Source organism: Streptomyces lacaronensis (genome assembly GCF_047337785.1).
Lineage (GTDB): Bacteria > Actinomycetota > Actinomycetes > Streptomycetales > Streptomycetaceae > Streptomyces > Streptomyces lycopersici.
This window is the reverse complement of record NZ_JBLHDK010000003.1, coordinates 2,782,186-2,802,993: the sequence shown is the minus strand read 5'-3', so window position 1 is coordinate 2,802,993 and position 20,808 is coordinate 2,782,186. Positions and strand designations below refer to the sequence as shown.

Annotated in this window: 19 protein-coding genes and 2 tRNA genes; 16 read left to right on the top strand and 5 right to left on the bottom strand. The window is 70.0% G+C overall.

Features of this window, described 5'->3' with window-relative positions:
* Nucleotides 1-5: 5 nt before the first annotated feature.
* Nucleotides 6-467, top strand: a complete 462-nt coding sequence (locus ACMTAK_RS11745) for a hypothetical protein (RefSeq protein WP_413812861.1) — start codon at nucleotides 6-8, stop codon at nucleotides 465-467.
* Between the two features lie 68 nt (nucleotides 468-535).
* Entirely contained in the window at nucleotides 536-709 is a 174-nt protein-coding gene (locus ACMTAK_RS11740; protein WP_198268756.1) for a hypothetical protein, read from the top strand.
* 91 nt (nucleotides 710-800) lie between these two features.
* Here the strand turns inward: ACMTAK_RS11740 and ACMTAK_RS11735 are convergent, their stop codons facing one another.
* Nucleotides 801-1,370, bottom strand: coding sequence for a CGNR zinc finger domain-containing protein (locus ACMTAK_RS11735; protein WP_413806160.1), 570 nt, complete (start codon nucleotides 1,368-1,370; stop codon nucleotides 801-803).
* A 298-nt stretch (nucleotides 1,371-1,668) separates the two neighbouring features.
* Nucleotides 1,669-2,082 carry an SsgA family sporulation/cell division regulator gene (locus tag ACMTAK_RS11730; protein ID WP_003959770.1) on the bottom strand — a complete coding sequence of 138 codons (414 nt, stop codon included), beginning with the start codon at nucleotides 2,080-2,082 and terminating at the stop codon, nucleotides 1,669-1,671.
* Between the two features lie 190 nt (nucleotides 2,083-2,272).
* On the opposite strand from ACMTAK_RS11730, the gene ACMTAK_RS11725 reads away from it, so the two are divergent.
* From ACMTAK_RS11725 to ACMTAK_RS11680, 10 genes are all read left to right on the top strand, one after another.
* The gene (locus ACMTAK_RS11725) at nucleotides 2,273-2,728 is read left to right on the top strand and encodes a TIGR02611 family protein (protein WP_413806159.1); all 456 of its coding nucleotides are present in this window, start codon (nucleotides 2,273-2,275) and stop codon (nucleotides 2,726-2,728) included.
* A 107-nt stretch (nucleotides 2,729-2,835) separates the two neighbouring features.
* Nucleotides 2,836-2,907: transfer RNA gene (locus ACMTAK_RS11720), tRNA-Val, on the top strand.
* A gap of 268 nt (nucleotides 2,908-3,175) precedes the next feature.
* Nucleotides 3,176-4,456, top strand: coding sequence for an ABC transporter substrate-binding protein (locus tag ACMTAK_RS11715; protein ID WP_413806158.1), 1,281 nt, complete (start codon nucleotides 3,176-3,178; stop codon nucleotides 4,454-4,456).
* 11 nt (nucleotides 4,457-4,467) lie between these two features.
* Nucleotides 4,468-5,472: a carbohydrate ABC transporter permease gene (locus ACMTAK_RS11710; protein WP_413806157.1), complete on the top strand. Its 1,005-nt coding sequence runs from the start codon at nucleotides 4,468-4,470 to the stop codon at nucleotides 5,470-5,472.
* Nucleotides 5,469-6,329 (top strand): carbohydrate ABC transporter permease, encoded by an 861-nt coding sequence (locus ACMTAK_RS11705; protein WP_413806156.1) that lies wholly within the window; start codon nucleotides 5,469-5,471, stop codon nucleotides 6,327-6,329. The genes ACMTAK_RS11710 and ACMTAK_RS11705 overlap by 4 nt, the downstream gene beginning before the upstream one ends.
* 7 nt (nucleotides 6,330-6,336) lie before the next feature.
* On the top strand, nucleotides 6,337-6,972 hold the full coding sequence (locus ACMTAK_RS11700; protein ID WP_413806155.1) for a YesL family protein: 636 nt from the start codon (nucleotides 6,337-6,339) through the stop codon (nucleotides 6,970-6,972).
* Nucleotides 6,973-7,063: 91 nt separating this feature from the next.
* Entirely contained in the window at nucleotides 7,064-9,811 is a 2,748-nt protein-coding gene (locus tag ACMTAK_RS11695) for an exo-rhamnogalacturonan lyase family protein (RefSeq protein WP_413806154.1), read from the top strand.
* A gap of 41 nt (nucleotides 9,812-9,852) precedes the next feature.
* Nucleotides 9,853-10,350, top strand: a complete 498-nt coding sequence (locus ACMTAK_RS11690) for an SRPBCC family protein (RefSeq protein WP_413806153.1) — start codon at nucleotides 9,853-9,855, stop codon at nucleotides 10,348-10,350.
* 78 nt (nucleotides 10,351-10,428) lie between these two features.
* A tRNA-Val gene (locus tag ACMTAK_RS11685) sits at nucleotides 10,429-10,503 on the top strand.
* Between the two features lie 114 nt (nucleotides 10,504-10,617).
* Entirely contained in the window at nucleotides 10,618-10,989 is a 372-nt protein-coding gene (locus ACMTAK_RS11680) for a VOC family protein (RefSeq protein WP_413806152.1), read from the top strand.
* 139 nt (nucleotides 10,990-11,128) lie between these two features.
* On the opposite strand, the gene ACMTAK_RS11675 is transcribed toward ACMTAK_RS11680, so the two are convergent.
* Nucleotides 11,129-11,854 carry a 3'-5' exonuclease gene (locus tag ACMTAK_RS11675; protein WP_413806151.1) on the bottom strand — a complete coding sequence of 242 codons (726 nt, stop codon included), beginning with the start codon at nucleotides 11,852-11,854 and terminating at the stop codon, nucleotides 11,129-11,131.
* Between the two features lie 160 nt (nucleotides 11,855-12,014).
* Between ACMTAK_RS11675 and ACMTAK_RS11670 the strand changes: the two genes are divergently transcribed.
* From ACMTAK_RS11670 to ACMTAK_RS11655, 4 genes are all read left to right on the top strand, one after another.
* Nucleotides 12,015-12,593, top strand: coding sequence for a DUF4365 domain-containing protein (locus ACMTAK_RS11670; protein WP_413806150.1), 579 nt, complete (start codon nucleotides 12,015-12,017; stop codon nucleotides 12,591-12,593).
* On the top strand, nucleotides 12,593-13,753 hold the full coding sequence (locus ACMTAK_RS11665) for a serine/threonine-protein kinase (RefSeq protein WP_413806149.1): 1,161 nt from the start codon (nucleotides 12,593-12,595) through the stop codon (nucleotides 13,751-13,753). The genes ACMTAK_RS11670 and ACMTAK_RS11665 overlap by 1 nt, the downstream gene beginning before the upstream one ends.
* A gap of 217 nt (nucleotides 13,754-13,970) precedes the next feature.
* Nucleotides 13,971-15,950, top strand: coding sequence for a threonine--tRNA ligase (gene thrS / locus ACMTAK_RS11660; protein ID WP_413806148.1), 1,980 nt, complete (start codon nucleotides 13,971-13,973; stop codon nucleotides 15,948-15,950).
* Nucleotides 15,951-16,041: 91 nt separating this feature from the next.
* Entirely contained in the window at nucleotides 16,042-16,608 is a 567-nt protein-coding gene (locus tag ACMTAK_RS11655; RefSeq protein WP_413806147.1) for an HIT family protein, read from the top strand.
* A gap of 75 nt (nucleotides 16,609-16,683) precedes the next feature.
* Here the strand turns inward: ACMTAK_RS11655 and ACMTAK_RS11650 are convergent, their stop codons facing one another.
* Together ACMTAK_RS11650 and ACMTAK_RS11645 are read right to left on the bottom strand one after the other, a co-directional pair.
* Nucleotides 16,684-18,336 carry a hypothetical protein gene (locus ACMTAK_RS11650; RefSeq protein ID WP_413806146.1) on the bottom strand — a complete coding sequence of 551 codons (1,653 nt, stop codon included), beginning with the start codon at nucleotides 18,334-18,336 and terminating at the stop codon, nucleotides 16,684-16,686.
* 257 nt (nucleotides 18,337-18,593) lie between these two features.
* On the bottom strand, nucleotides 18,594-20,801 hold the full coding sequence (locus tag ACMTAK_RS11645; protein WP_413806145.1) for an elongation factor G-like protein EF-G2: 2,208 nt from the start codon (nucleotides 20,799-20,801) through the stop codon (nucleotides 18,594-18,596).
* Between the last annotated feature and the right edge of the window lie 7 nt (nucleotides 20,802-20,808).

Here is a 20,808-nt window from a genome sequence, read left to right as displayed (position 1 = left end):
GAACGATGCTGACCGACACCATCTGCGCCGCGCTGTCCGCGGCCGGTCTGGGCATCGCCGGGGTGACCGCCTACCGCAAGCGGTTCCTGGCGGCGACGCGGATCGCCGCCTACGCCCTGATCCCGCTGGGCCTGGCCATGACCGGGATCCTGGACTGGCTGACCGACCTGGTCTTCAAGCCGAGCATCTGGCTGGGCTTCGGCCTGCTGGGCCTCTCCTGGGCGCTGTTCATGATCACGCGGGCGGTCGAGCACCGCTCCGGCGGCACCCGTAAGGAGCGCCGCGCGGCGGCCGCCGCCGAACGTGCCGGCGGGGTGTCCGCGGGGGCGTCGGAGCCCGCCCTGGGGCCCGGCCGGGGAGCCACCGGGGTCAAGGCGTCGGGGAAGCCGAAGACCAAGGGCGGAACGAGCTCTGGCACAGATGACTTCTCCGACATCGAGGCCATACTCAAAAAGCACGGGATCTGACAAGCGACCGATCAAAAAACGATCACCGGTCGCAGGCGGGCTCATGGCTGGGTCATGATCTCCGCGAGATGTTGCAATCACCGCCCGGGGAGCAATCCCCCATCGAAGGACCCCCTGTTCCGCCGAGCGACGAGACCCGTGGCTGTCTCTTCGCCCTCTCGCAGCCGCCGCTGATGCTGTTCCTGGCGTTCATCGGCACCCTGCTCTTCGTGACCGCCGTCCACGACCTCTACCGGTGGTGAGGGTCTACCGGTGATGAGGCGTCTACCGGTGATGAGGCGTCTACCCGCGGTGAGGCGTCCCGCCCGGCCTCCGGCCCCCGTACGCGGGTGGTCAGCTCGCGGCCTCGCGGCGCCGGGCGCGGTACGCGGCGACATGCAGCCGATTGCCGCAGGTGCGGCTGTCGCAGTAGCGCCGGGAGCGGTTGCGGGACAGGTCCACGAAGGCGTGGCGGCAGTCCGGGGCCTCACAGCGGCGCAGCCGCTCCCGCTCGCCCCCCACCACGAGGAACGCCAGCGCCATCCCGCAGTCGGCGGCGAGGTGGTCGGCCAGCGAGGCACCGGGCGCGAAGTAGTGCACATGCCAGTCGTAGCCGTCGTGGTCGGTGAGCCGGGGCGTGGTGCCGGCCGCGGCGATCATCGCGTTGAGCAGTTCGGCGGTGCGGCGGGCGGCGGCCTCGTTCCCGGCCGCCGCGAAGACCTCGGCGAACCTGGCCCGTACGGCCCGTACCGCGATGAGGTCGCGCTCCCCGAGCGTGCCGATGTCGCTGATGTCATTGCGCTCGACGAACCGGCGCAGTGCGGCGACGTCGGCGAGGTCGTCCCGGTCCGCGCCCTCGGGCGCGGTGTTCACCAGATCGACGACGGCGTCGAGCGCGCACCGGGTGTCGTGGTTGATCAGCACGATTGGCTCCCTGGCCGGCTGGGTCGGCGGCTGCCCCTGGGCTGCCCTCGATCTGCTCGACTCTAGTCCTGCCGGGCCCCGGGCGTTCACCAGGCGGCCCCCGGCGGTCATGCGACGGTGCCGGACGGTCACACGACGGTGCCGTCACCGCGGATGCTGCCGCGGCGACGGCACCGTCGCCTGCCTCTGCCGTTGTCGGGATTGCCATGGTCGGGATCGTCGGTACGTGATGCGGTCGCGCCCCGGCTCGCGCCGTCTCCCCGAGTCGGACGGCCGAGCGCTCAGCTCTCGCCGGGTCTCAGCTCTCCGCCAGGATGTGGGAGAGCTCTGTGTCGAGGTCGAAATGGCGGTGTTCGGTACCGGGTGGCACCGCGGCGTCGGTTCGCTTCAGAAACGACTCCAGGGCCCGCGCCGGGGCTTCGAGCAGTGCCTCCCCCTCCGGGGAGCTCAGGGCGATGCAGACGACTCCCTGGCCGTGGCTGCGGGACGGCCACACCCGGACGTCGCCGGTGCCGGTGGGCCGGTGCAGACCCTCGGCGAGAAGATCGCGGGCAAAAACCCATTCGACCGTCTCTTCGGCTCCGGTGTGGAAGGTGGCGTGCACGGCGTAAGGGTCGGCCGTGTCATACCGCAGGCCCGCGGGTACAGGCAGTGAGGATTCGCTCGACACAACGAGGCGCAGGTGCAGCTCGCAGCTGACCGTGGTGTTCATAAGCGCCAGGGCCTTTCGCTCAGTGTGCGCTCGGGGATTCGCACGTCGGCGAAATCGACATGCCACCTACGGTGCCGTTGTAAACCCCTCTGACCGTTTTGCGGCTCTTCTGGTAGCTCATGCGGCCCAGCTCCGGACCGGCCTCTACCGCCGTTCCGGTGACTTCAAACGATCAGGTAAGTTGGGTCACATGAATGCGGAGAGTGACGGGCGGCGCGGGACTGCCGAAACGGGGCCCCAGGTCGCGACGGGGGGCGATGCGCCGAAGAAGGAGCCGGTATGGGGCTCCCGGGCGCCGCTGTTCATCAAGCGGTCGCGCCCGCTCCACCTGAGCTGGCAGGTCGGCGTGTTCATCGTCGGTCTCGGGGTCGTGGGTCTGGGCGTTGTCCTGCTGCCCCTGCCCGGTCCGGGATGGCTGGTGATCTTCGCCGGAATGGCGATCTGGGCGACCGAGTTCGTCTGGGCCCAGCTGGTGCTGGCCTGGACCAAGCGCAAGGTCACCGAGGCGGCGCACCGTGCCATGGACCCGAGGGTGCGCAGGCGCAATCTCATACTGACCACGATCGCGGTGGTGATCTGCGCCGTGGCGGTGTCGGCCTATGTGTGGAAGTTCGGTGTCGTGATGCCGTGGAAGATCGAGCAGTGAGCGGCCCGGCGTCGTAGGACTGGTCATGGGACCGGTCATGGGACTGGTCAGGTCATGGGACTGGTCATGAGCACGGTTCGGCATACGCTAATGTTGGGCGTGCGCCAGGGCGATTAGCTCAGTGGGAGAGCGCTTCGTTCACACCGAAGAGGTCACTGGTTCGAACCCAGTATCGCCCACCCTGGTCCGAGGGCCCGGAAGGCATCTGCCTTCCGGGCCCTCGGCGTTGTCGCATGTCCGAAGGCGTCCGGTGCCGGGTGGCCGGCGCGGTCCCCCCAGGCGCTTCCCCCAAGCGCTTTCGTCGAAGCGCTTCACCTCGATCCTGAGTGATCCTGTCCGAACCGTTGACGTACGCCTCGTTGGTCCCTAACTTGTCCCGGCAAGCGCTTGCCTAAAACGTTTCAACTAGCGGGGGCAGTCGGACGACCTGCCCGGGAGGGGCGTGTCATGAGTGCTGGGCGATGGACGGCGAGGGCGAGAGGGGTCCGGGTGGCCGCGGCCGTGGTGGCCGCGTTGGGGCTGCTGGCCACCGGCTGCGGCGGGGGAAGCGGTTCCGGGGACGGCAAGGTGACCATCCGCTACTCGTGGTGGGGTGCCAAGGACCGCGCGGAGCTGATCCAGAAGACGGTCAAGCTCTTCGAGAAGGAACATCCGAACATCAAGGTCAAGACGGACTTCTCCGAATACACCGACTTCTGGAGCAAGTTCAATACCCAGGCGGCGGGCGGAAACGCCCCGGATGTCTTCCAGAACTCCTACGCCTTCCTGCGCAAATACGGCGACAAGAACCTCCTGCTGGATCTGAACGGTCAGGCCGACGCCGGAAATCTCAGCCTGAAGGGATTCCGCGACGGACTGGAGAAGGCCGGGGATATCGACGGCAAGCTCCTCGGAGTGCCGGTCGGCGCCAATACCTTCGCCTTCTTCTACAACCCGGACGCGTATCGGAAGGCCGGGGTGGCCGTCAAGGACGGATGGACCTGGGACGACTTCTTCGCGGCCGCCAAGAAGGTGCGCAAGAGCGACGGCACGCTCTACGGCGCCAGCGACAACGCCAATGTGATGTACCTCTACGACCTGTATCTGCGGCAGAACGGCAAGGCGTTCTTCACCAAGGACAACAAGCTCGGCTTCACCAAGGACGACCTCACCGAGTGGTGGGGCCGCTGGCAGAGCCACGCCAAGGCCGATGAGCTGGTGCCGGGCAAGAAGTACGAGCAGGCCAAGCCCAAGGCGTCGATCAGCGCAGATCTGTCGGCCTCCGAGTTCACCTGGGACAACTTCCTGGTCCGCTTCGCCGCCGAGACCAAGACCACCCTCGACCTCGGGCCGATCCCGACCACGGACGGCAAGCGCACCGCCCAGTACCTCTCCTCGCTGATGCTCAGCGGCTCCGCCCGCACCCAGCACCCCAAGGAAGTCGCCCAGTTCATCGACTTCATGACCCATGACCCCGAGGTGGGCAAGATCATGGGCTACAACCGCGGCATCCCGGCGACCACCGCCCAGTACGACGCCTACCAGCCCCGGGGCGTCGACGCCAAGATCGCCGCGTATGAGAAGAGCGTGAGCGCCAAGCTGGAGCCGATCACCCCGCATCCGGCCGGCGCCGATGTCGCCGAGGCCGCCTTCCTGAGGATCTACACCCAGGTCGCGCTGGGGCAGACCTCGATGGGCAAGGCGGTCGACCAGTTCTTCAGCGAGGCCGAGTCCGCGCTCGGCTCGTGAGGAGAGCTTCCGTGACACCGACCACGACACGTACGGCGGACGGAGTGCGGCCTCCCGGCGGGACGTCCCCCGAGCAGGCCGCCCCCGGCGCCCGCCCCGCCCCGGCGGCTGGGCGGCGTCGCCAGGGCCGCCGGGAGACCCTCGCGGGCTATCTCTTCCTGACGCCCTGGTGTATCGGGATCCTGCTGCTCACCCTCGGCCCGATGCTCGTCTCGCTCTATCTGGCGTTCACCGACTACAACCTCTTCGACTCGCCCCGGTGGATCGGGTTCAAGAACTTCCAGGACCTTTTTGAGGACGACCGCTGGTGGACCTCGGTCCAGGTGACGCTCAAGTACGTACTGATCGGCACCCCGCTGAAGCTGGCGGCGGCGCTCGCCGTGGCGCTGCTGCTGGTCAAACCCCGTAAGGGCCAGGGCTTCTACCGCTCGGCCTTCTACGCCCCCTCGCTCATCGGCGCCAGTGTGAGCATCGGCGTCGTCTGGCGGGCGATCTTCAACGACGACGCGATCGTTGACAAGTCGATGAGTCTCTTCGGATGGGACGTCGGCGGCTGGATCGGCGACCCGGACTGGGCCCTGCCCACCCTCATCACCCTGACTGTCTGGCAGTTCGGCGCGCCGATGGTGATCTTCCTGGCCGGGCTGAAGCAGGTACCGGGCGAGCTGTACGAGGCCGCCGAGATGGACGGCGCCGGCCGCTGGCGGCGGTTCCGGTCCATCACCCTGCCGATGATCTCGCCGGTGCTCTTCTTCAACCTCCTGCTGGAGCTCATCCACTCGTTCCAGGTCTTCACCTCGGCGGTGGTGATCGCCGGGTCGGGTACCAACACCGGCGGACCGGGCGACTCCCTGCTGGTTTACGGCTGGTACCTCTACGAGCAGGGCTTCCGCAATCTGCGCATGGGCTACGCCGCCGCGATGGCCTGGATGCTGATGCTCGGCATCGGCCTGGTGACCGCCGTGCTGTTCAAGACCCAGCGCGGCTGGGTGCACTACGAGGAGGATGCCAGGTGAGTGCCGCTTCTCTTACGGTCGGGCGGCGGCGGGTGCGCTCGGTCATCTGGCATGTGGGGGCGCTCGCCGTGCTGGCGGTGATCCTCTATCCCGTGGTGTGGGTGATCGGCGGCTCGTTCAAGCCCGGTGACCAGATCGTCGGCAGCCTCCAGTTGCTGCCCACCGATCCGATCACCGACAACTACCGCCGGCTCAGCGACGGCATAGCCGACGTGCCGATCTCGACCTTCTTCACCAACTCGCTGCTGCTGGCGGTCGGTTCGGTGATCGGCGTGCTGTTCTCGTGCTCACTGGCGGCCTACGCCTTCGCCAGGATCCGCTTCGCGGGGCGCAACGTGCTGTTCACGCTCATGATCTCCACCCTGCTGCTGCCGTTCCAGGTGTTGATCATTCCGCAGTACATCCTGTTCCAGAAGCTGGACCTGATCAATACGTACGTGCCGCTGCTGCTCGGCAAGTACCTGGCGGCGGACGCCTTCTTCGTCTTCCTGATGGTGCAGTTCATGCGCGGGCTGCCCCGGGAACTGGACGAGGCGGCCCGGCTGGACGGCTGTGGCCATCTGCGCATCTACTGGAACATCGTGCTGCCGCTGTGCCGCCCGGCCCTGATCACCAGCGCGATCTTCACCTTCATCTGGTCCTGGAACGACTTCATCGGACCGCTGCTCTACCTCAACGAACCGGACAAGTACACGGTCTCGCTGGGCCTGAAGCTCTTCATCGACCAGGACTCCGTCGCCGACTACGGAGGCATGGTCGCCATGTCGATGGTCGCCCTGCTGCCGGTGCTGCTGTTCTTCCTGGCCTTCCAGCGCTATCTGGTCGAGGGCGCGGCGACCTCCGGGCTGAAGGGCTGAGGCCGTCATGGAAAAGACGATGGGAGCCGCCAGGCCGGAAGCCGGGGGAGAAACCACCGCACGGCGCACCGCGAACCGGCCCGCGCGCACCCCGCTGCACTTCGCGCTGTTCGCCGAATGCCTGCTGACCGGCGTCTGGGTGGTGCTCGCCGCCCTGCCGGTGATCACCCTGCTGCCCGCGTTCGCCGCCGGTTGTGCGCACCTGGGCCGCCATCTGGACGGTGAACGGTCCACCTGGCGGGACTTCCTGGCCGGGCTGCGGGAGGCGACCCGGAGCGGCTGGCGGTTCTCCCTGCTGTGGTGGGCGGCGCTCGCGCTGCTCGGTTTCGATCTGCGGGTGGCCCGCTCCGGGGCCCTGCCCGGCGGGCCCGCGCTGATCGCCGTGAGCGTGGCGGGCCTGCTCGCGGTGGTCGTCCTCGGGCTGCGGACGGCGGCCTTACGGCGGCCCGGCACCGCTTGGCCGGATGCCGCCCGTACCGCCGCACGCCAGGGGCTGGCCACCGACCCCGGCGGATCGCTGCTGCTGATCGGCGGGCTCGCCGTACTCGCCGTCGCCGCCTGGCAGATGCTGCCGCTGATCGCCCCGGCGACGGGCGCCCTCGCGGGCTGTGCGGTCGCGGTGGAGCGCCGCGCCCGCGTCTGACCCGGCGCCGCCCCTCCCCAGGCGCCGCCCGCCCCGGCGCCTCCCTCGCGCTCATGTCATGCACCTGACCCCGATGAAAGGTGAAGCGGACATGCCCCCGATCCCCCGTCGCAACCTCCTCAAGGCCGCGGCCGCCACCGGCGCCGCCGTGCCGTTCTCCTGGCTGCTCGCCCACAACGCCCCGCAGGCCGCTGCCGACAGCCCCGCCGGGAAGGCCGCCGACGAGCCCGTGGACATCACCTGGCTGGAGGACGGCGGCCTGGGCGCGGCCGCGGGCTCCACCTTCGGCGTCCCCTGGCCCAAGGGCGCCCACCCCGGCGACCGGGCCTTCGCGCTGACCACCGCCGACGGCACCCATGTGCCCCTGCAGACCTGGGCCACCGCCTACTGGCCCGACGGCTCGCTGAAGTGGACCGCGCACGCGGCGGGGGAGGGCCTCACCGGCAGCTCCTACCGGCTCACCACCGGCACGCCCGCCGCACCCGCCAAGAAGGTCACCGTCTCCGAGAGCGGCGGCAGGATCACCGTCGACACCGGGGTCATCACGGCCGTCATCGGTAAGGACGGCAAGCAGCTCGTACGCTCCGTCACCCGCGGCTCCACCGAGATCGCCCGCGACGGCCGGCTGGTCCTGCTCCGCCAGGGCGACGTGGACGACGGCGACCGCGGCCGTGCCGAGTGGGAGCGGTTCGACGGCGAGATCAGCGGTGCGAAGGTCGAGCAGAAGGGCCCCGTCCGCGCCGTCGTCCGCATCGACGGCAAGCACCGCAAGGGCCGCCGCGCCTGGCTCCCCTTCAGTATCCGGCTCTACTTCTACGCGGGCGCCGACTCCTTCCGGATGGTGCACACCATCACGTTCGACGGCGATCAGAACAAAGACTTCATCCGGGGTCTCGGCGTCCGCTTCTCCGTGCCGATGCGTGACGAGGCGTACGACCGCCACATCCGCATCGCGGGCGAGGGCGAGGGGTTCCTCACCGAGGCCGTCAAGGGCGTCACCGGGCTGCGCCGCGACCCCGGCGAGGGCGTCCGCACCGCCCAGGTCAAGGGCGAGAAGCTGCCCGACCCGGCCGACTGGGACCAGCGCGTCACCTCGCGGCTGCACCTCATCCCCACCTGGGGCGACTACACCCTCTCCCAGCTCTCCGCCGACGGCTTCACCCTGCGCAAGCGCACCAAGCCCGGCCACGGCTGGATCGCCGCGGGCGGCGGCGGCCGGGCGAGCGGCTTCGGCTATGTCGGCGGTGTCAGCGGCGGACTCTCCTTCGGGCTGCGCGACTTCTGGGAGAAGTTCCCCGCCCAGCTGGACATCCGCGGCGCCGCCGGGGCCGAGGCCGAGGTCACCCTGTGGCTCTGGTCGCCCGAGGCCCGGCCCATGGACCTGCGCTTCTACCACGACGGCATGGGCCAGGACACCTACCCAGAACAGCTCGAAGGCCTCGAGATCACCTACGAGGACTACGAGCCCGGCTTCGGCACCCCTTACGGCATCGCCCGCACCAGCGAACTCACCTTCTGGGCCAACGCGGCCACCCCCGACGCCGACACCCTCGTCCGGCAGGCCGCCGCCGTGCGCACCCCGCCCCAACTGGCCGCCGGACCCACCGACCTGGTCCGCGCCAAGGTCTTCGGCGGCCTCTTCGCCCCCGTCGACCGCTCCACCCCCGCCAAGGCGAAGGTCGAGGACCGGCTGGACTTCCTCTTCGACTACCACAGGGGCCAGGTCGAACAGCGCCGTTGGTACGGCTTCTGGGACTACGGCGACATCATGCACACCTACGACGGCGACCGGCACCAGTGGCGGTACGACGTCGGCGGCTACGCCTGGGACAACTCCGAGCTCTCGCCCGACCTGTGGCTGTGGCTGGCGTATCTGCGCTCCGGCCGCTCCGACATCTTCCGCTTCGCCGAGTCCATGACCCGGCACACCGGCGAGGTCGACGCCTACCACCTCGGCAAGTGGGCCGGGCTCGGCACCCGGCACGGCGTCCAGCACTTCGCCGACAGCGCCAAACAGCAGCGCATCTCCACCGCCCTGTACCGCCGCTACTACTACTTCCTCACCGCGGACGAGCGGATCGGCGACATCATGCACGCCCTCGTCGACTCCGACGAGACCTTCCTCGTCCTCGATCCACTGCGCAAGGTCCGCGAGGACCCCGACTACGAGCCCGATCCGCACGCCCTGGACATCGGCTTCGGCACCGACTGGAGCGGCCTCGCCGGGGCCTGGCTCACCGAATGGGAGCGGCGCGGGCCGAAGGCGGAGAAGGCCGAGGCGCGGCTGCGCTCCACGATGGAGACCATCGCGGCCCAGCCCAACGGCTTCGTCCAGGGCAGCGGGCTGTACGACCTCGCCACCGGCAAGTACGCCATCGCCGACCAGCCCAGGGTCAGTGTCTCCCATCTGTCCGCGGTCTTCGGCCTGGTCGAGGTCTGCGCCGAGGTGATCGACCTCATCGACCTGCCGAAGTTCAAGGAGGCATGGCTGGACTACTGCCGCTACTTCAACGCCACCAAGGCCGAGCAGAAGGCCCGCTACGGCACCGACTTCGGCTCGCTGATCCTGGTCCAGGGCCATTCCCGGCTCGACGCCTACGCCGCCGTCCAGCTGAAGGACGACAAGCTGGCCGCCCGCGCCTGGCAGAAGTTCACCGAACACCACGAGGGCGACGGCTACCCGGATGCCACCGTCAGCTGGAAGTCGGTGAAGGTGGAGGGCCCGGACGTGCTGGAGCCCGGCGTCGAGGCGGCCTGGGTGAGCACTAACGCCACCGCCCAGTACGGCCTCGCCGCGATCCAGAACCTCGCGCTCGTCGGCGACAAGCTGCCGGGCTAGCCGGCTGGCCACGCCGTCACGGCCGGACCACACTTGAGGGCATGGACTGGTGCCATTACCGCTTCCGCAGCCGATGGGACCTCGACGCCCCGCCCGCCGCCGTCTTCGCGGCGCTGGCGAACGGCGACGACTATCCGCGGTGGTGGCCCCAGGTCCGTGAGGTCCGGAGGATCGACGAGCGCAGCGGCGCCGCCCGCTTCCGCTCCCTCGTCCCGTACGACCTGCGGCTGATCGTCAGCGAGGCACGGCAGGATCCGGCGGACGGCGTGCTGGAGATCGGCTTCGCGGGCGATCTGGAGGGCTGGGCGCGCTGGACGGTGCTGCCCCAGGGAACCGGCACCCGCGCCCTCTTCGAACAGGAGGTGGTGGCCCGCAAGCCCCTGCTGCGCCGTCTCGCGCTCCCCGGGCGCCCCGTCTTCCGGGCCAACCACGCCCTGATGATGCGCTCCGGGCTGCGGGGGCTGCGGGCGCACCTCGCCGCGCGGCCCGCCGGTCCGGCCGGGGCGCCGCCCGGTCCGGCCTCCGGGCCCTCCGGCTGAAATGCGGTTTGAACCAAACCCGCCGCGACCTGTATTGTTCAGGTCGTTCCGCCGGGGAGATCCCGAAGAGAACAACCCGGGCGATTAGCTCAGTGGGAGAGCGCTTCGTTCACACCGAAGAGGTCACTGGTTCGAACCCAGTATCGCCCACCACCCCATGAGGCCGGGCCGCCAACAGGCGGCCCGGCCTCATGTTTGTGTGCTTGTACGGCCAGGAGCGGGGTATCCGGATAAAACCCCCGTGGGTGACGATGTGGAGGGGAACTCATGGCCGTCGCGACCGCAGCCGTACTGTCCTTGGACTGTGCCGAACCCGAGGAGCTCGCCGAGTTCTACGCCCGGGTGCTCGGCGCGGAGATCCAGCCACTGACCACCCCCGACCGGGTCGAGATCGTCGCGCCCGGCGGGTCGCGGATGGCCTTCCTGCGGGACCACGGCTTCGCCCCGCCGAGCTGGCCACGGCCGGACGACTCCCAGCAGGCGCATCTGGATCTGCTGGTGGAGGACGTCGACGCCGCGGAGCGCCAGGTCGTCGACCTGGGCGCCCGGCCGCTGGACACCAAGAACAACGGTGGCCTGCGCGACGTACGGATCTACTCCGACCCGGCCGGCCACCCCTTCTCGCTCCGCCGGGCCTGAACGTCACGCGCGCCGGGCCTGAACGTCACGCGCGCCGGGCCTGAACGTCACGCGCGCCGGGCCTGAACGTCACGCGCGCCGGGCCCGAGGGGTCAAGCGCGCCGGGCCCGAGCGGTCAGGCGCGCGCCGCGTTCGAGCGTCAGGCCGCGGCCGGAAGGTCCGGACGCAGTGGCCATGCCGGGTCACAGACCTCGTCCGAGCCGTTGAGCGCGAACCACGCCTGCAGCCCCCGGGCCTGCGCCGCGTACCAGACCGTCTGGCGGGCGTGCAGCTCGGCGGGCGTCAGCGTCTCCAGACGGGAGGCGAACCGGCGTCCCACCGTCCGCACGACATGCAGTGCGGCCGCGGCGTCCGCCGCCGCGTCATGCGCGCCGGTCAGCTCCACGCCGTAGTGCTCACACAGATCGATCAGGGTGCGGCGGCCCTTGCGATAGCGGTCCAGATGCTTGTCCAGCACCCGCGGATCCAGAACGGCCATCGAGTGCAGCGAAAGATAGCCCGCCAGGCTGGAGTTGCGATGCCGCTTCAACTCCCGGTCCAGCAGGGTCAGATCAAACGGCGCGTTCATGATCACCAGCGGGGTGCCCCGCGTGACCTGCTCCGCTATCGCCCGCGCCACCTCGTCCACCACCGGCGCCGGCCATCTGCCGTGGCGCTGGAGATGAGCGTCGGTCAGGCCGTGTATCTCGGTGGCGGCCGGCGGCACCGGCACCCCCGGACTCACCAGCCAGCGCCGGACCTCCGGCAGACTTCCGGTCCCGCGCTGCACCACCAGGGCCGCCGATACGATCCGGTCATGCTCGACATCGACACCCGTGGTCTCCGTGTCAAAGGCGGCGAGCGGCCCTTCGAACCAGGACGGCATGGCCTCAACTCCTCGTGCATTTCCCCTCGATGACATCTGATCCCGCCCCGACCAGGTGATACCCGGAGGGAGGACCGCGAACCACCGCTGTTTGCCGAGGTCCTGACGCGGAGACAACACAGGTGTACGAAGCCGGCGACGACCGGAAGGCGTCACGGACATGACGCTCGCAGCACCCGACCCGGCCTCGACGGCGAGCGGTCTTGCCCTGAGCGGACCACCTCCCGTGCGTGGCCAAATCGCCACCACCGCCTGCATGGAGACCCTTCAGGTGGGCTATCTGCACGCGGTGGCCGCCGCCGCGGGCTGCTCACTTGCCCAGCCCTTCCCCGACCACGGCATCGACTGGCACGTCAGCCACAGCGCGCGCGGCCACGCCGTGGACGACGAGGTCACCATCAAGGTGCAGCTCAAGGCCACGTACCAGATCGCGCCGGACCCTCCGGGGCCGACCTTCGCCTTCACGCTCGACAACGACCACCTGGTCAAGCTGGCCCGCAGCCCGGTCTCCGTGCACAAGATCCTCGTGGTGATGATCGTGCCGCGTGGCCGGGAGGACTGGCTGCGAGCCGGGCATGACCGCCTGTCCCTGCGCCACTGCTGCTACTGGATCAATCTGGCCGGCCACGCGGTCACGGGCCGCCGCCGGACCACCGTGCGGATCCCGACCTCGCGGATCTTCGACGACCGCGCGCTCTGCGAGATCATGACCCGGGTCGGGGCGGGAGGGAGACCGTGATGGACCGACCATGGCCCCAGGACGACCCGGCACCCTTGCCGGTCCCGCGCCCCGACGAGGTGGACCCGGCCGTCCTCGGCGCCCCCGGGGCTTATGCCCGCTGGACCCCGCCGGGCCGGCTCTCGGGCACCAGCCTGCTGGTGCCCGAGAGCCGGGACTTCCCCGACAGCGGCGATCTGCTCGGCGAGGCGCTGATGGCGCTCAGCCGCAGCGCCGCCCCCTCCGCCCGCGAGGTGCTCACCGGCCTCGCCGTGCCCAGCGACGAGATCCGCTGGCGGCGCGAGGTGCCCGAATCCCCCGGTGGCACCTCCGCCTGGACCGCGCAGGAGCGGCTGCGCGCCGCCGCCCGCGACACCCTGCTGGCCGGGGCGCTCGCCGCCCGCGTCCGCGCGGGCTACTACGGCGCCCGGCACCGCCGCGCCGCCGAGGCGTCCCTGGAGCGGGTGCTGACCGGGCCCCCGGGCGCCGAGTCCGGCGGCCGTGAGCTGACCGTCTTCGTGCCCGTCGAGGAGGACGGCCGCGTCATCGCCGTCACCCTGCTGCGCGCGCTGTACGCCCTCCGGGACGCCGCCGACTACCACCGGACGACCGGCGGGATGGAGGCGTATGACGCGGCGGTCGCGGCGGGGGTCAGCCGGGAGCTGACCGAGGCGGTGATCGCGCTGGTCCAGGGCACGGAGGGGGCGCGGGTGTCGCTGGAGTGGTCACCGGCCGCCGGCTCGCCCCAGGGGTTCGCCGCCCGGCCCGATCCGGTGGAGTTCTCGCCCGGCGATCTCCCGGGGCTGAGGGAGGCGGGCGCCCGCTATGTCCGGGATGAGCCCTCCGTACCGGTGTGCCTCACGGGCGCGGTGGTGCGGCTGCGCCGTACCGGCCCCGGCGGTCCCGGGGCGGTGCGGCTGCGGGTGCTCTCCGGCGCGGAGGTCGCACAGGTGCGGATCACCCTGGACGAGGAGGACTACCGCATCGCCGGCCATGCCCATCTGGTGGGGCTGCCGATCCGGGTGCGGGGGCGGCTGGAGAGCCGCGGCGGCTTCCGGCGGCTCAGCGGGGCCGGTGGCGTCACCCCGGTCCAGGTGGACGAGGCCGAGCGGGACCGCCTGGTCAAGTCGCTCCAGGAGAACCTGGACTTCTTCGAGGAGGCGTGCGGCGGCGGCCCCTGACCGCCGCCGGGGATCGTGATGGCGGCGGGCGAGAGCCGCCCCGGGCGGTGGTGGCGTCCGTCCGTCGGCCCTCGCCCGCGGTGGCGGCGTCCGGTGACCGTCACCCCGGGCGGGTGACGGCGTCCGCAACCGTTTCGCGGTCCCGCCCGTCGGCTCGGTACGATTCACGCTGCGCGGCATTCGCCGCGGGGAGCCATCCATCAGTCAGGAGAGACCGGTGTCAGACGTCCGTGTGATCATCCAACGCGATTCCGAGCGGGAAGAACGCGTGGTGGCCACGGGCACTACGACGGCTGACCTCTTCGCCGGCGACCGCTCGATCGTCGCCGTGCGCGTGGGCGGGCAGCTCAAGGATCTGGCGTACCGGCCGGCCGAGGGCGACGAGATCGAGCCCGTGGAGATCACCAGCCAGGACGGTCTGGACATTCTGCGCCACTCCACCGCGCATGTGATGGCCCAGGCGGTGCAGGAGCTGTTCCCGGAGGCGAAGCTGGGCATCGGCCCGCCGATCAAGGACGGCTTCTACTACGACTTCGACGTCGAGACCCCGTTCCACCCGGACGATCTCAAGCGCATCGAGAAGAAGATGCAGGAGATCCAGAAGAGGGGGCAGCGGTTCTCCCGCCGCGCGGTCACCGACGAGGAGGCGCGCGAGGAGCTGTCCGCCGAGCCGTACAAGCTGGAGCTGATCGGCCTCAAGGGGTCGGCCGCGGACGCCGCCGAGGGCGCGTCGGCCGAGGTCGGCGCGGGCGAACTGACCATCTACGACAACCTCGACGCCAAGACCGGCGAGCTGTGCTGGAAGGATCTGTGCCGCGGTCCGCACCTGCCGACCACGCGGAACATCCCGGCCTTCAAGCTGATGCGCAGCGCCGCCGCGTACTGGCGGGGCAGCGAGAAGAACCCCCAGCTCCAGCGGATCTACGGCACCGCCTGGCCGACCAAGGACGAGCTGAAGGCGTACCTGGACTTCCTCGCCGAGGCCGAGAAGCGCGACCACCGCAAGCTGGGCGCGGAGCTGGACCTGTTCTCCTTCCCCGACGAGCTGGGCTCGGGCCTCGCGGTGTTCCACCCCAGGGGCGGCGTGATCCGCAAGGAGATGGAGCAGTACTCGCGCAAGCGGCACGAGGAGGCGGGGTACGAGTTCGTCAACACCCCGCACATCACCAAGGCCCGCCTCTTCGAGACCTCCGGCCATCTGCCGCACTATATGGACGGCATGTTCCCGCCCATGGAGTTCGAGGGCCAGGACTACTACCTCAAGGCCATGAACTGCCCGATGCACAACCTGGTCTTCCGGGCGCGTGGGCGGTCCTACCGCGAGCTGCCGCTGCGGCTCTTCGAGTTCGGCACGGTCTACCGCTACGAGAAGTCCGGCGTCGTCCACGGCCTGACCCGGGCCCGGGGCTTCACCCAGGACGACTCGCACATCTACTGCACCAAGGAGCAGATGGCCGATGAGCTGGACAATCTGCTCACCTTCGTGCTGGATCTGCTCCGCGACTACGGTCTGAACGACTTCTATCTGGAGCTGTCCACCCGGGACGACTCCGACAAGTTCATGGGCAGCGACGACCAGTGGGAAGAGGCCACGGAGGAGCTGCGCAAGGCCGCCGAGAAGCAGGGCCTGGAGCTCGTCATGGACCCGGGCGGCGCGGCCTTCTACGGCCCGAAGATCTCGGTCCAGGCCCGGGACGCGATCGGCCGCACCTGGCAGATGTCGACTATCCAAGTCGACTTCAACCAGCCGGCCCGGTTCGAGCTGGAGTACACCGCGGCGGACGGCTCCCGCCAGCAGCCCGTCATGATCCACCGGGCGCTCTTCGGCTCGATCGAGCGCTTCTTCGCGGTGCTGCTGGAGCACTACGCGGGCGCCTTCCCGGTGTGGCTCGCCCCGGTCCAGGCGGTCGGCATCCCGATCGGCGACACCCATGTGCCGTACCTGGAGGAGTTCGCCGCGCAGGCCAAGGCGAAGGGCCTGCGGATGGAGGTGGACTCGTCCTCGGACCGGATGCAGAAGAAGATCCGCAACGCCCAGAAGTCCAAGATCCCGTTCATGGTGATCGCCGGGGACGAGGACGTCGCAAACGGCGCCGTGAGCTTCCGCTATCGCGACGGCTCGCAGAAGAACGGCATCCCGATCGACCAGGCGCTGGCCGAGATCGCCGACGCCGTGGAGCGCCGGATCCAGGTCTGATCCAACAGCGGTCTCCACGGAGGCCAGGATTCCGAGGGGCGGCCCTGACCAGGGCCGCCCCTCGGCTCTTCCTCACCCCTGCGGGGCGAATATGCTGGCCCGCATGACGAGTGAGCCGGAACAGCAGATCGGAGTGGGGACGCCTGACGCGTTCCAGCGCCTGTGGACGCCCCATCGGATGGCCTACATCCAGGGTGAGAACAAGCCGACCGGCCCGGGCGCGGGCGATGGCTGTCCGTTCTGCTCCATTCCGGAGAAGTCCGACGAGGACGGCTTGATCATCACTCGTGGCGAGTCCGTGTACGCCGTGCTCAATCTGTATCCGTACACCGGCGGCCATCTCATGGTCGTCCCGTTCCGGCACATCGCCGACTACACCGAGCTCACCGCCGAGGAGACGGTCGAGCTCGCGGAATACACCAAGGCCGCGATGACCGCGCTGCGTACCGCCTCGGGTGCGCACGGTTTCAACATCGGCATGAACCAAGGGACCGTGGCGGGCGCCGGAATCGCGGCGCATCTGCATCAGCATGTGGTGCCGCGCTGGGGCGGGGACACCAACTTCATGCCCGTGATCGGCAGGACCAAGGTACTGCCGCAACTCCTCGCCGACACCCGCCGGTTGCTCGCCGACGCCTGGCCCCGGCCGGCGGCCTAGCGGCCGCTCATGGGTCGGGACCCGGCCGCACGGCCAGGGCCCGACCCATGAGCGGCCGCCTTACGCGTCGCGCCCTTACGCGTCGTACAGATCGGCCTTCTTCGGGGCCACGTCCTGGACCTGGCCGCTGAGCGCCAGCGAGCGGTTGCCGAAGCGCTCGGTGTCCACGCCGTGGTTCTTGAGCACCCCGATGGCCGCCTCATGGACCACCCGCAGTACGGGGGTGGCGGCGCGCAGCGCGTCGTCCGCCATGAAGCGGTGCCGCCAGGGCTTGTCCGCCCAGGCGTGCCGCAGACCGAACGGCTCGGGCAGCACCAGCTTGCCCCCGAGGTGGTCCAGTATCGGCGGGTACCAGGTGAAGGGGGCGCGCGCGGTCAGCCGCACGACCTCCTTCGCGTTCACCAGCGGCAGCGGGATGGACTTGGTCTCCCAGAACCGGAAGGTCTTGGCGACCGTCTTGGAGGGAGCCGAGGGCTTGCTGGTGAACAGCGGGTGCACCGGCCCCAGCGCATGCCCGGTGACCTCGATCCGCAGCGTCTTGTGCAGCAGGGTCACCGTGATCATCAGGGTGATCACCAACTGGCCGTCCCAGAGCACGAACTGCACGCCCAGGTAGTGCCGGTCACCGGCGCCGAACTGCTGCTGGTCGCAGATCCGCTGGAGCTCGACGCCCTTTATCTGGAAGCCCTCCTCCTCGGAGGTGCCGCCGCGCTCGACCGCCTTGGCCCCCTCGCCGATCGGCGAGACCACCCAGTGGCGCACGGAGGGTGTGGGGAAGCCGCCGGTGTGCAGCGGGGTGCGCTCCAGCATGCGCAGCTGGTCGTGGATCGCCCGTATGACGTCCCAGCTGCGGAAGGGGTCGATCTCCTTGTCGGGATCGGCCGAGACCAGGTCCTCGGCCAGCTGCCAGCTGCCCCAGCGGGTGCCCATGCCCAATATGCCCTTGGGACCGGCGTAGAAGACCACATTGCTGTACTGCTCGGCGGTGAGCTTGTGGAGCGACTTGCGCAGCTCCTCGGCCGCGGTCTGGCCCGGGTGGTTGGGCACCGTCTCGGGCACCTTGGCGCCGACGCCGCCGCCGGAGAGCAGCCCGCCCCAGGAGTCCCGGAGGTCCTTGGCGGTGCGCTCGCAGATCTGCTTGGCGATGTACCAGCCGATCACCGGGGCGACCACGACGCCCCGGAGATAGATCCCCCAGAAGCCCCCGAAGGGCAGCTTGATCAGGAAGATGACGACCATCACGCCGAGCGCCACCAGCAGCGCCGTGCCGAGTGCGCCCATGCGCTTGTCCTGGGCCCCGGCGACCGAGCGGCGCAGTTGGAAGACGCCGAGCCACAGCAGCGTCCCGGGCAGGAAGAGCAGCCCGAAGATCACCATGACGGCGGTGAGCCGGGCGTCACGGGTTTTGCGGATGCGGTTGGCTGCCAGACAGTGCTCGACGACCGTCTGCGGCTCCATGCCGAAGGACTGGATCACCTGGCCCCGGCCGCCGCCGAGCATTCTCAACTGGACGGCGCGCGCGAACGCCTCGCCCAGGTTCGGCTCGAAGAGGGAGATCCTCGGCTTCTTGACCTCCGAGACCGTCCACTCCGAATTGGCGTCGAGCAACTTTGCCACGGGGTCGTCGCGGTAGGCGGCCGAGGCCAGGGCCTGCGTCGCCGCCGTCTGTCCCGCCGCTCCCGACAGGGGAACCTGCGCCCCGGGACTGAAGTCGAATCCGTCCGTCACCAACGCCCCCAATACGGCACGCTCTTGCGCTGCGACCTCAGCGTATCCGGGGTGTGCACCGCCTGTCGCCAGGGCGTGTGCGGCCTGTGGAAAACCCTCGTGGCGAAGACCGCCCGCGGAACCGCCGGTGGAACCGCCGGTGGACGGCCGACGGCAAAGGCCCGCCCGCCCCGGCGCGGTCGGGGCGGGCGGGCCGTGACGTACGCCGCGGACGGGCCGTGGCACGGCCGTGAACTGCGCCACGGACGGGCCGTGAACTACGCCTCAGCGGCGACTTGTTCGCGCATTCGCTCGGCCAGCTGGTGGGGCATCGGCTCATGCCGGGCGTAGGAGCGGCTGAACCGTCCCGTGCCATGCGAAAGCGATCGCAGATCGACCGCGTACCGACCGATCTCGATCTCCGGCACATCTGCCTTGATCAAGGTCTGTCCGCCGCCGGACTGTTCGGTGCCGACGACCCGGCCGCGCCGGCCGGACAGATCGCTCATGACGGCGCCGACATAGTCGTCCGAGACCAGCACGCTCACTTCCACCACCGGTTCCAGCAGGTCGATCCGGGCGTCGGCGGCCGCCTCGCGCAGCGCGAGCGCGCCCGCCGTCTGGAAGGCGGCGTCGGAGGAGTCCACCGAGTGCGCCTTGCCGTCCAGCAGCGTGACCCGCACGTCGACCAGGGGATACCCGGCGGCGACGCCGCGCGCGGCCTGACCGCGCACGCCCTTCTCGACGGACGGGATGAACTGCCGGGGCACCGCGCCGCCCACGACCTTGTCCACGAACTCGATGCCCGAGCCCTCCGGCAGCGGCTCCACCTCGATCTCGCAGATCGCGTACTGGCCGTGCCCTCCGGACTGCTTGACATGGCGGCCGCGCCCGGCCGACTTCGCCCCGAAGGTCTCGCGCAGCGAGACCTTGTACGGCACCGCGTCCACCTGGACGCCGTACCGGCTGCGCAGCCGCTCCAGCGCGACGTCCATATGTGCCTCGCCCAGGCACCACAGCACCACCTGATGGGTGTCCGGGTTCTGCTCCAGGCGCATCGTCGGGTCCTCGGCGACCAGCCGGGACAGGCCCAGCGACAGCTTGTCCTCGTCCGGTTTGCTGTGCGCCTGGATGGCCACCGGCAGCAGCGGATCGGGCATCTGCCAGGGCTCCATCAGGAGCGGCCGGTCCTTGGACGAGAGCGTGTCCCCGGTCTCGGCGCGGGTCAGCTTGGCCACGCACGCCAGATCGCCCGCGATGGCCTGGGGGAGGGTGCGCTGCTGTTTGCCGAAGGGCGCGGACAGGGCGCCGACCCGCTCGTCCACGTCGTGGTCCTCATGGCCGCGGTCCTCCAGACCGTGGCCGGACACATGGACGGTCTCGTCGGGGCGGAGGGTGCCGGAGAAGACCCGCACCAAGGAGATCCGGCCGACATACGGATCGGAGGAGGTCTTGACCACCTCGGCTGCCAGCGGACCGTCCGGATCGCAGCTCAGCGGCGGGCGTGCGGTGCCCTGCGGGGTGGTGACGGCAGGCGTCTCGCGCTCCAGCGGGGACGGGAAGCCGCCGGTCACCAGGTCCAGCAGTTCGACGGTGCCCAGGCCCTGCTTGGACCCCGCCGCGGCGGGCGCCGCCGCCAGCACGGGGTGGAAGCTGCCGCGTGCGACGGCCTTCTCCAGATCCTCGATCAGCGTCTTGACGTCGATCTCCTCACCGCCGAGATAGCGGTCCATGAGGGTCTCGTCCTCGCTCTCGGCGATGATCCCCTCGATGAGCCGGCCGCGGGCCTCCTCGACCAGCGGCAGCTGGTCCTCCTGGGGCGGTGATTCGGTGCGCACTCCCGAGGAGTAGTCGAAGACCCGCTGGGTGAGCAGTCCGATGAGCCCGGTCACGGGGGCGTGCCCGTCCGGCCCCGGCTCGCCGCGCAGCGGCAGGTACAGCGGGAGCACGGCGTCGGGGTCGTCGCCGCCGAAGCTGTCCCGGCACAGCTCGGTCATCTCCTCGAAGCTGGCGCGGGCGGCCTCGAGGTGGGTGATCACGATGGCGCGCGGCATCCCGACCGCGGCGCACTCGTCCCAGATCATGCGGGTGGCTCCGGTGATGCCCAGGGCGTCCTGGGCGGCCGAGACAACGAAAAGGGCCGCGTCCGCGGCTCGCAGACCGGCCCTGAGTTCGCCGACGAAATCGGCATAGCCCGGGGTGTCCAGGAGATTGATCTTCATCCCGCCCCATTCGACGGGGACCAGCGACAACTGGATCGAACGCTGCTGCCGGTGCTCGATGTCGTCGTAGTCCGAGAGACAGCCGCCGTCCTCGACTCTGCCTGCCCGGTTGACCGCGCCCGTCGCCAGTGCGAGGGCCTCCACCAGCGTCGTCTTTCCGGTCCCACTGTGGCCGACCAGAACCACATTCCGCAGGGAGCTGGGCCGGTCGGCCGCCACTGCCCTTCCGGCGGCCCCTGGGTGTGTACTCGTCTTGTCGCCCATGTGTCTC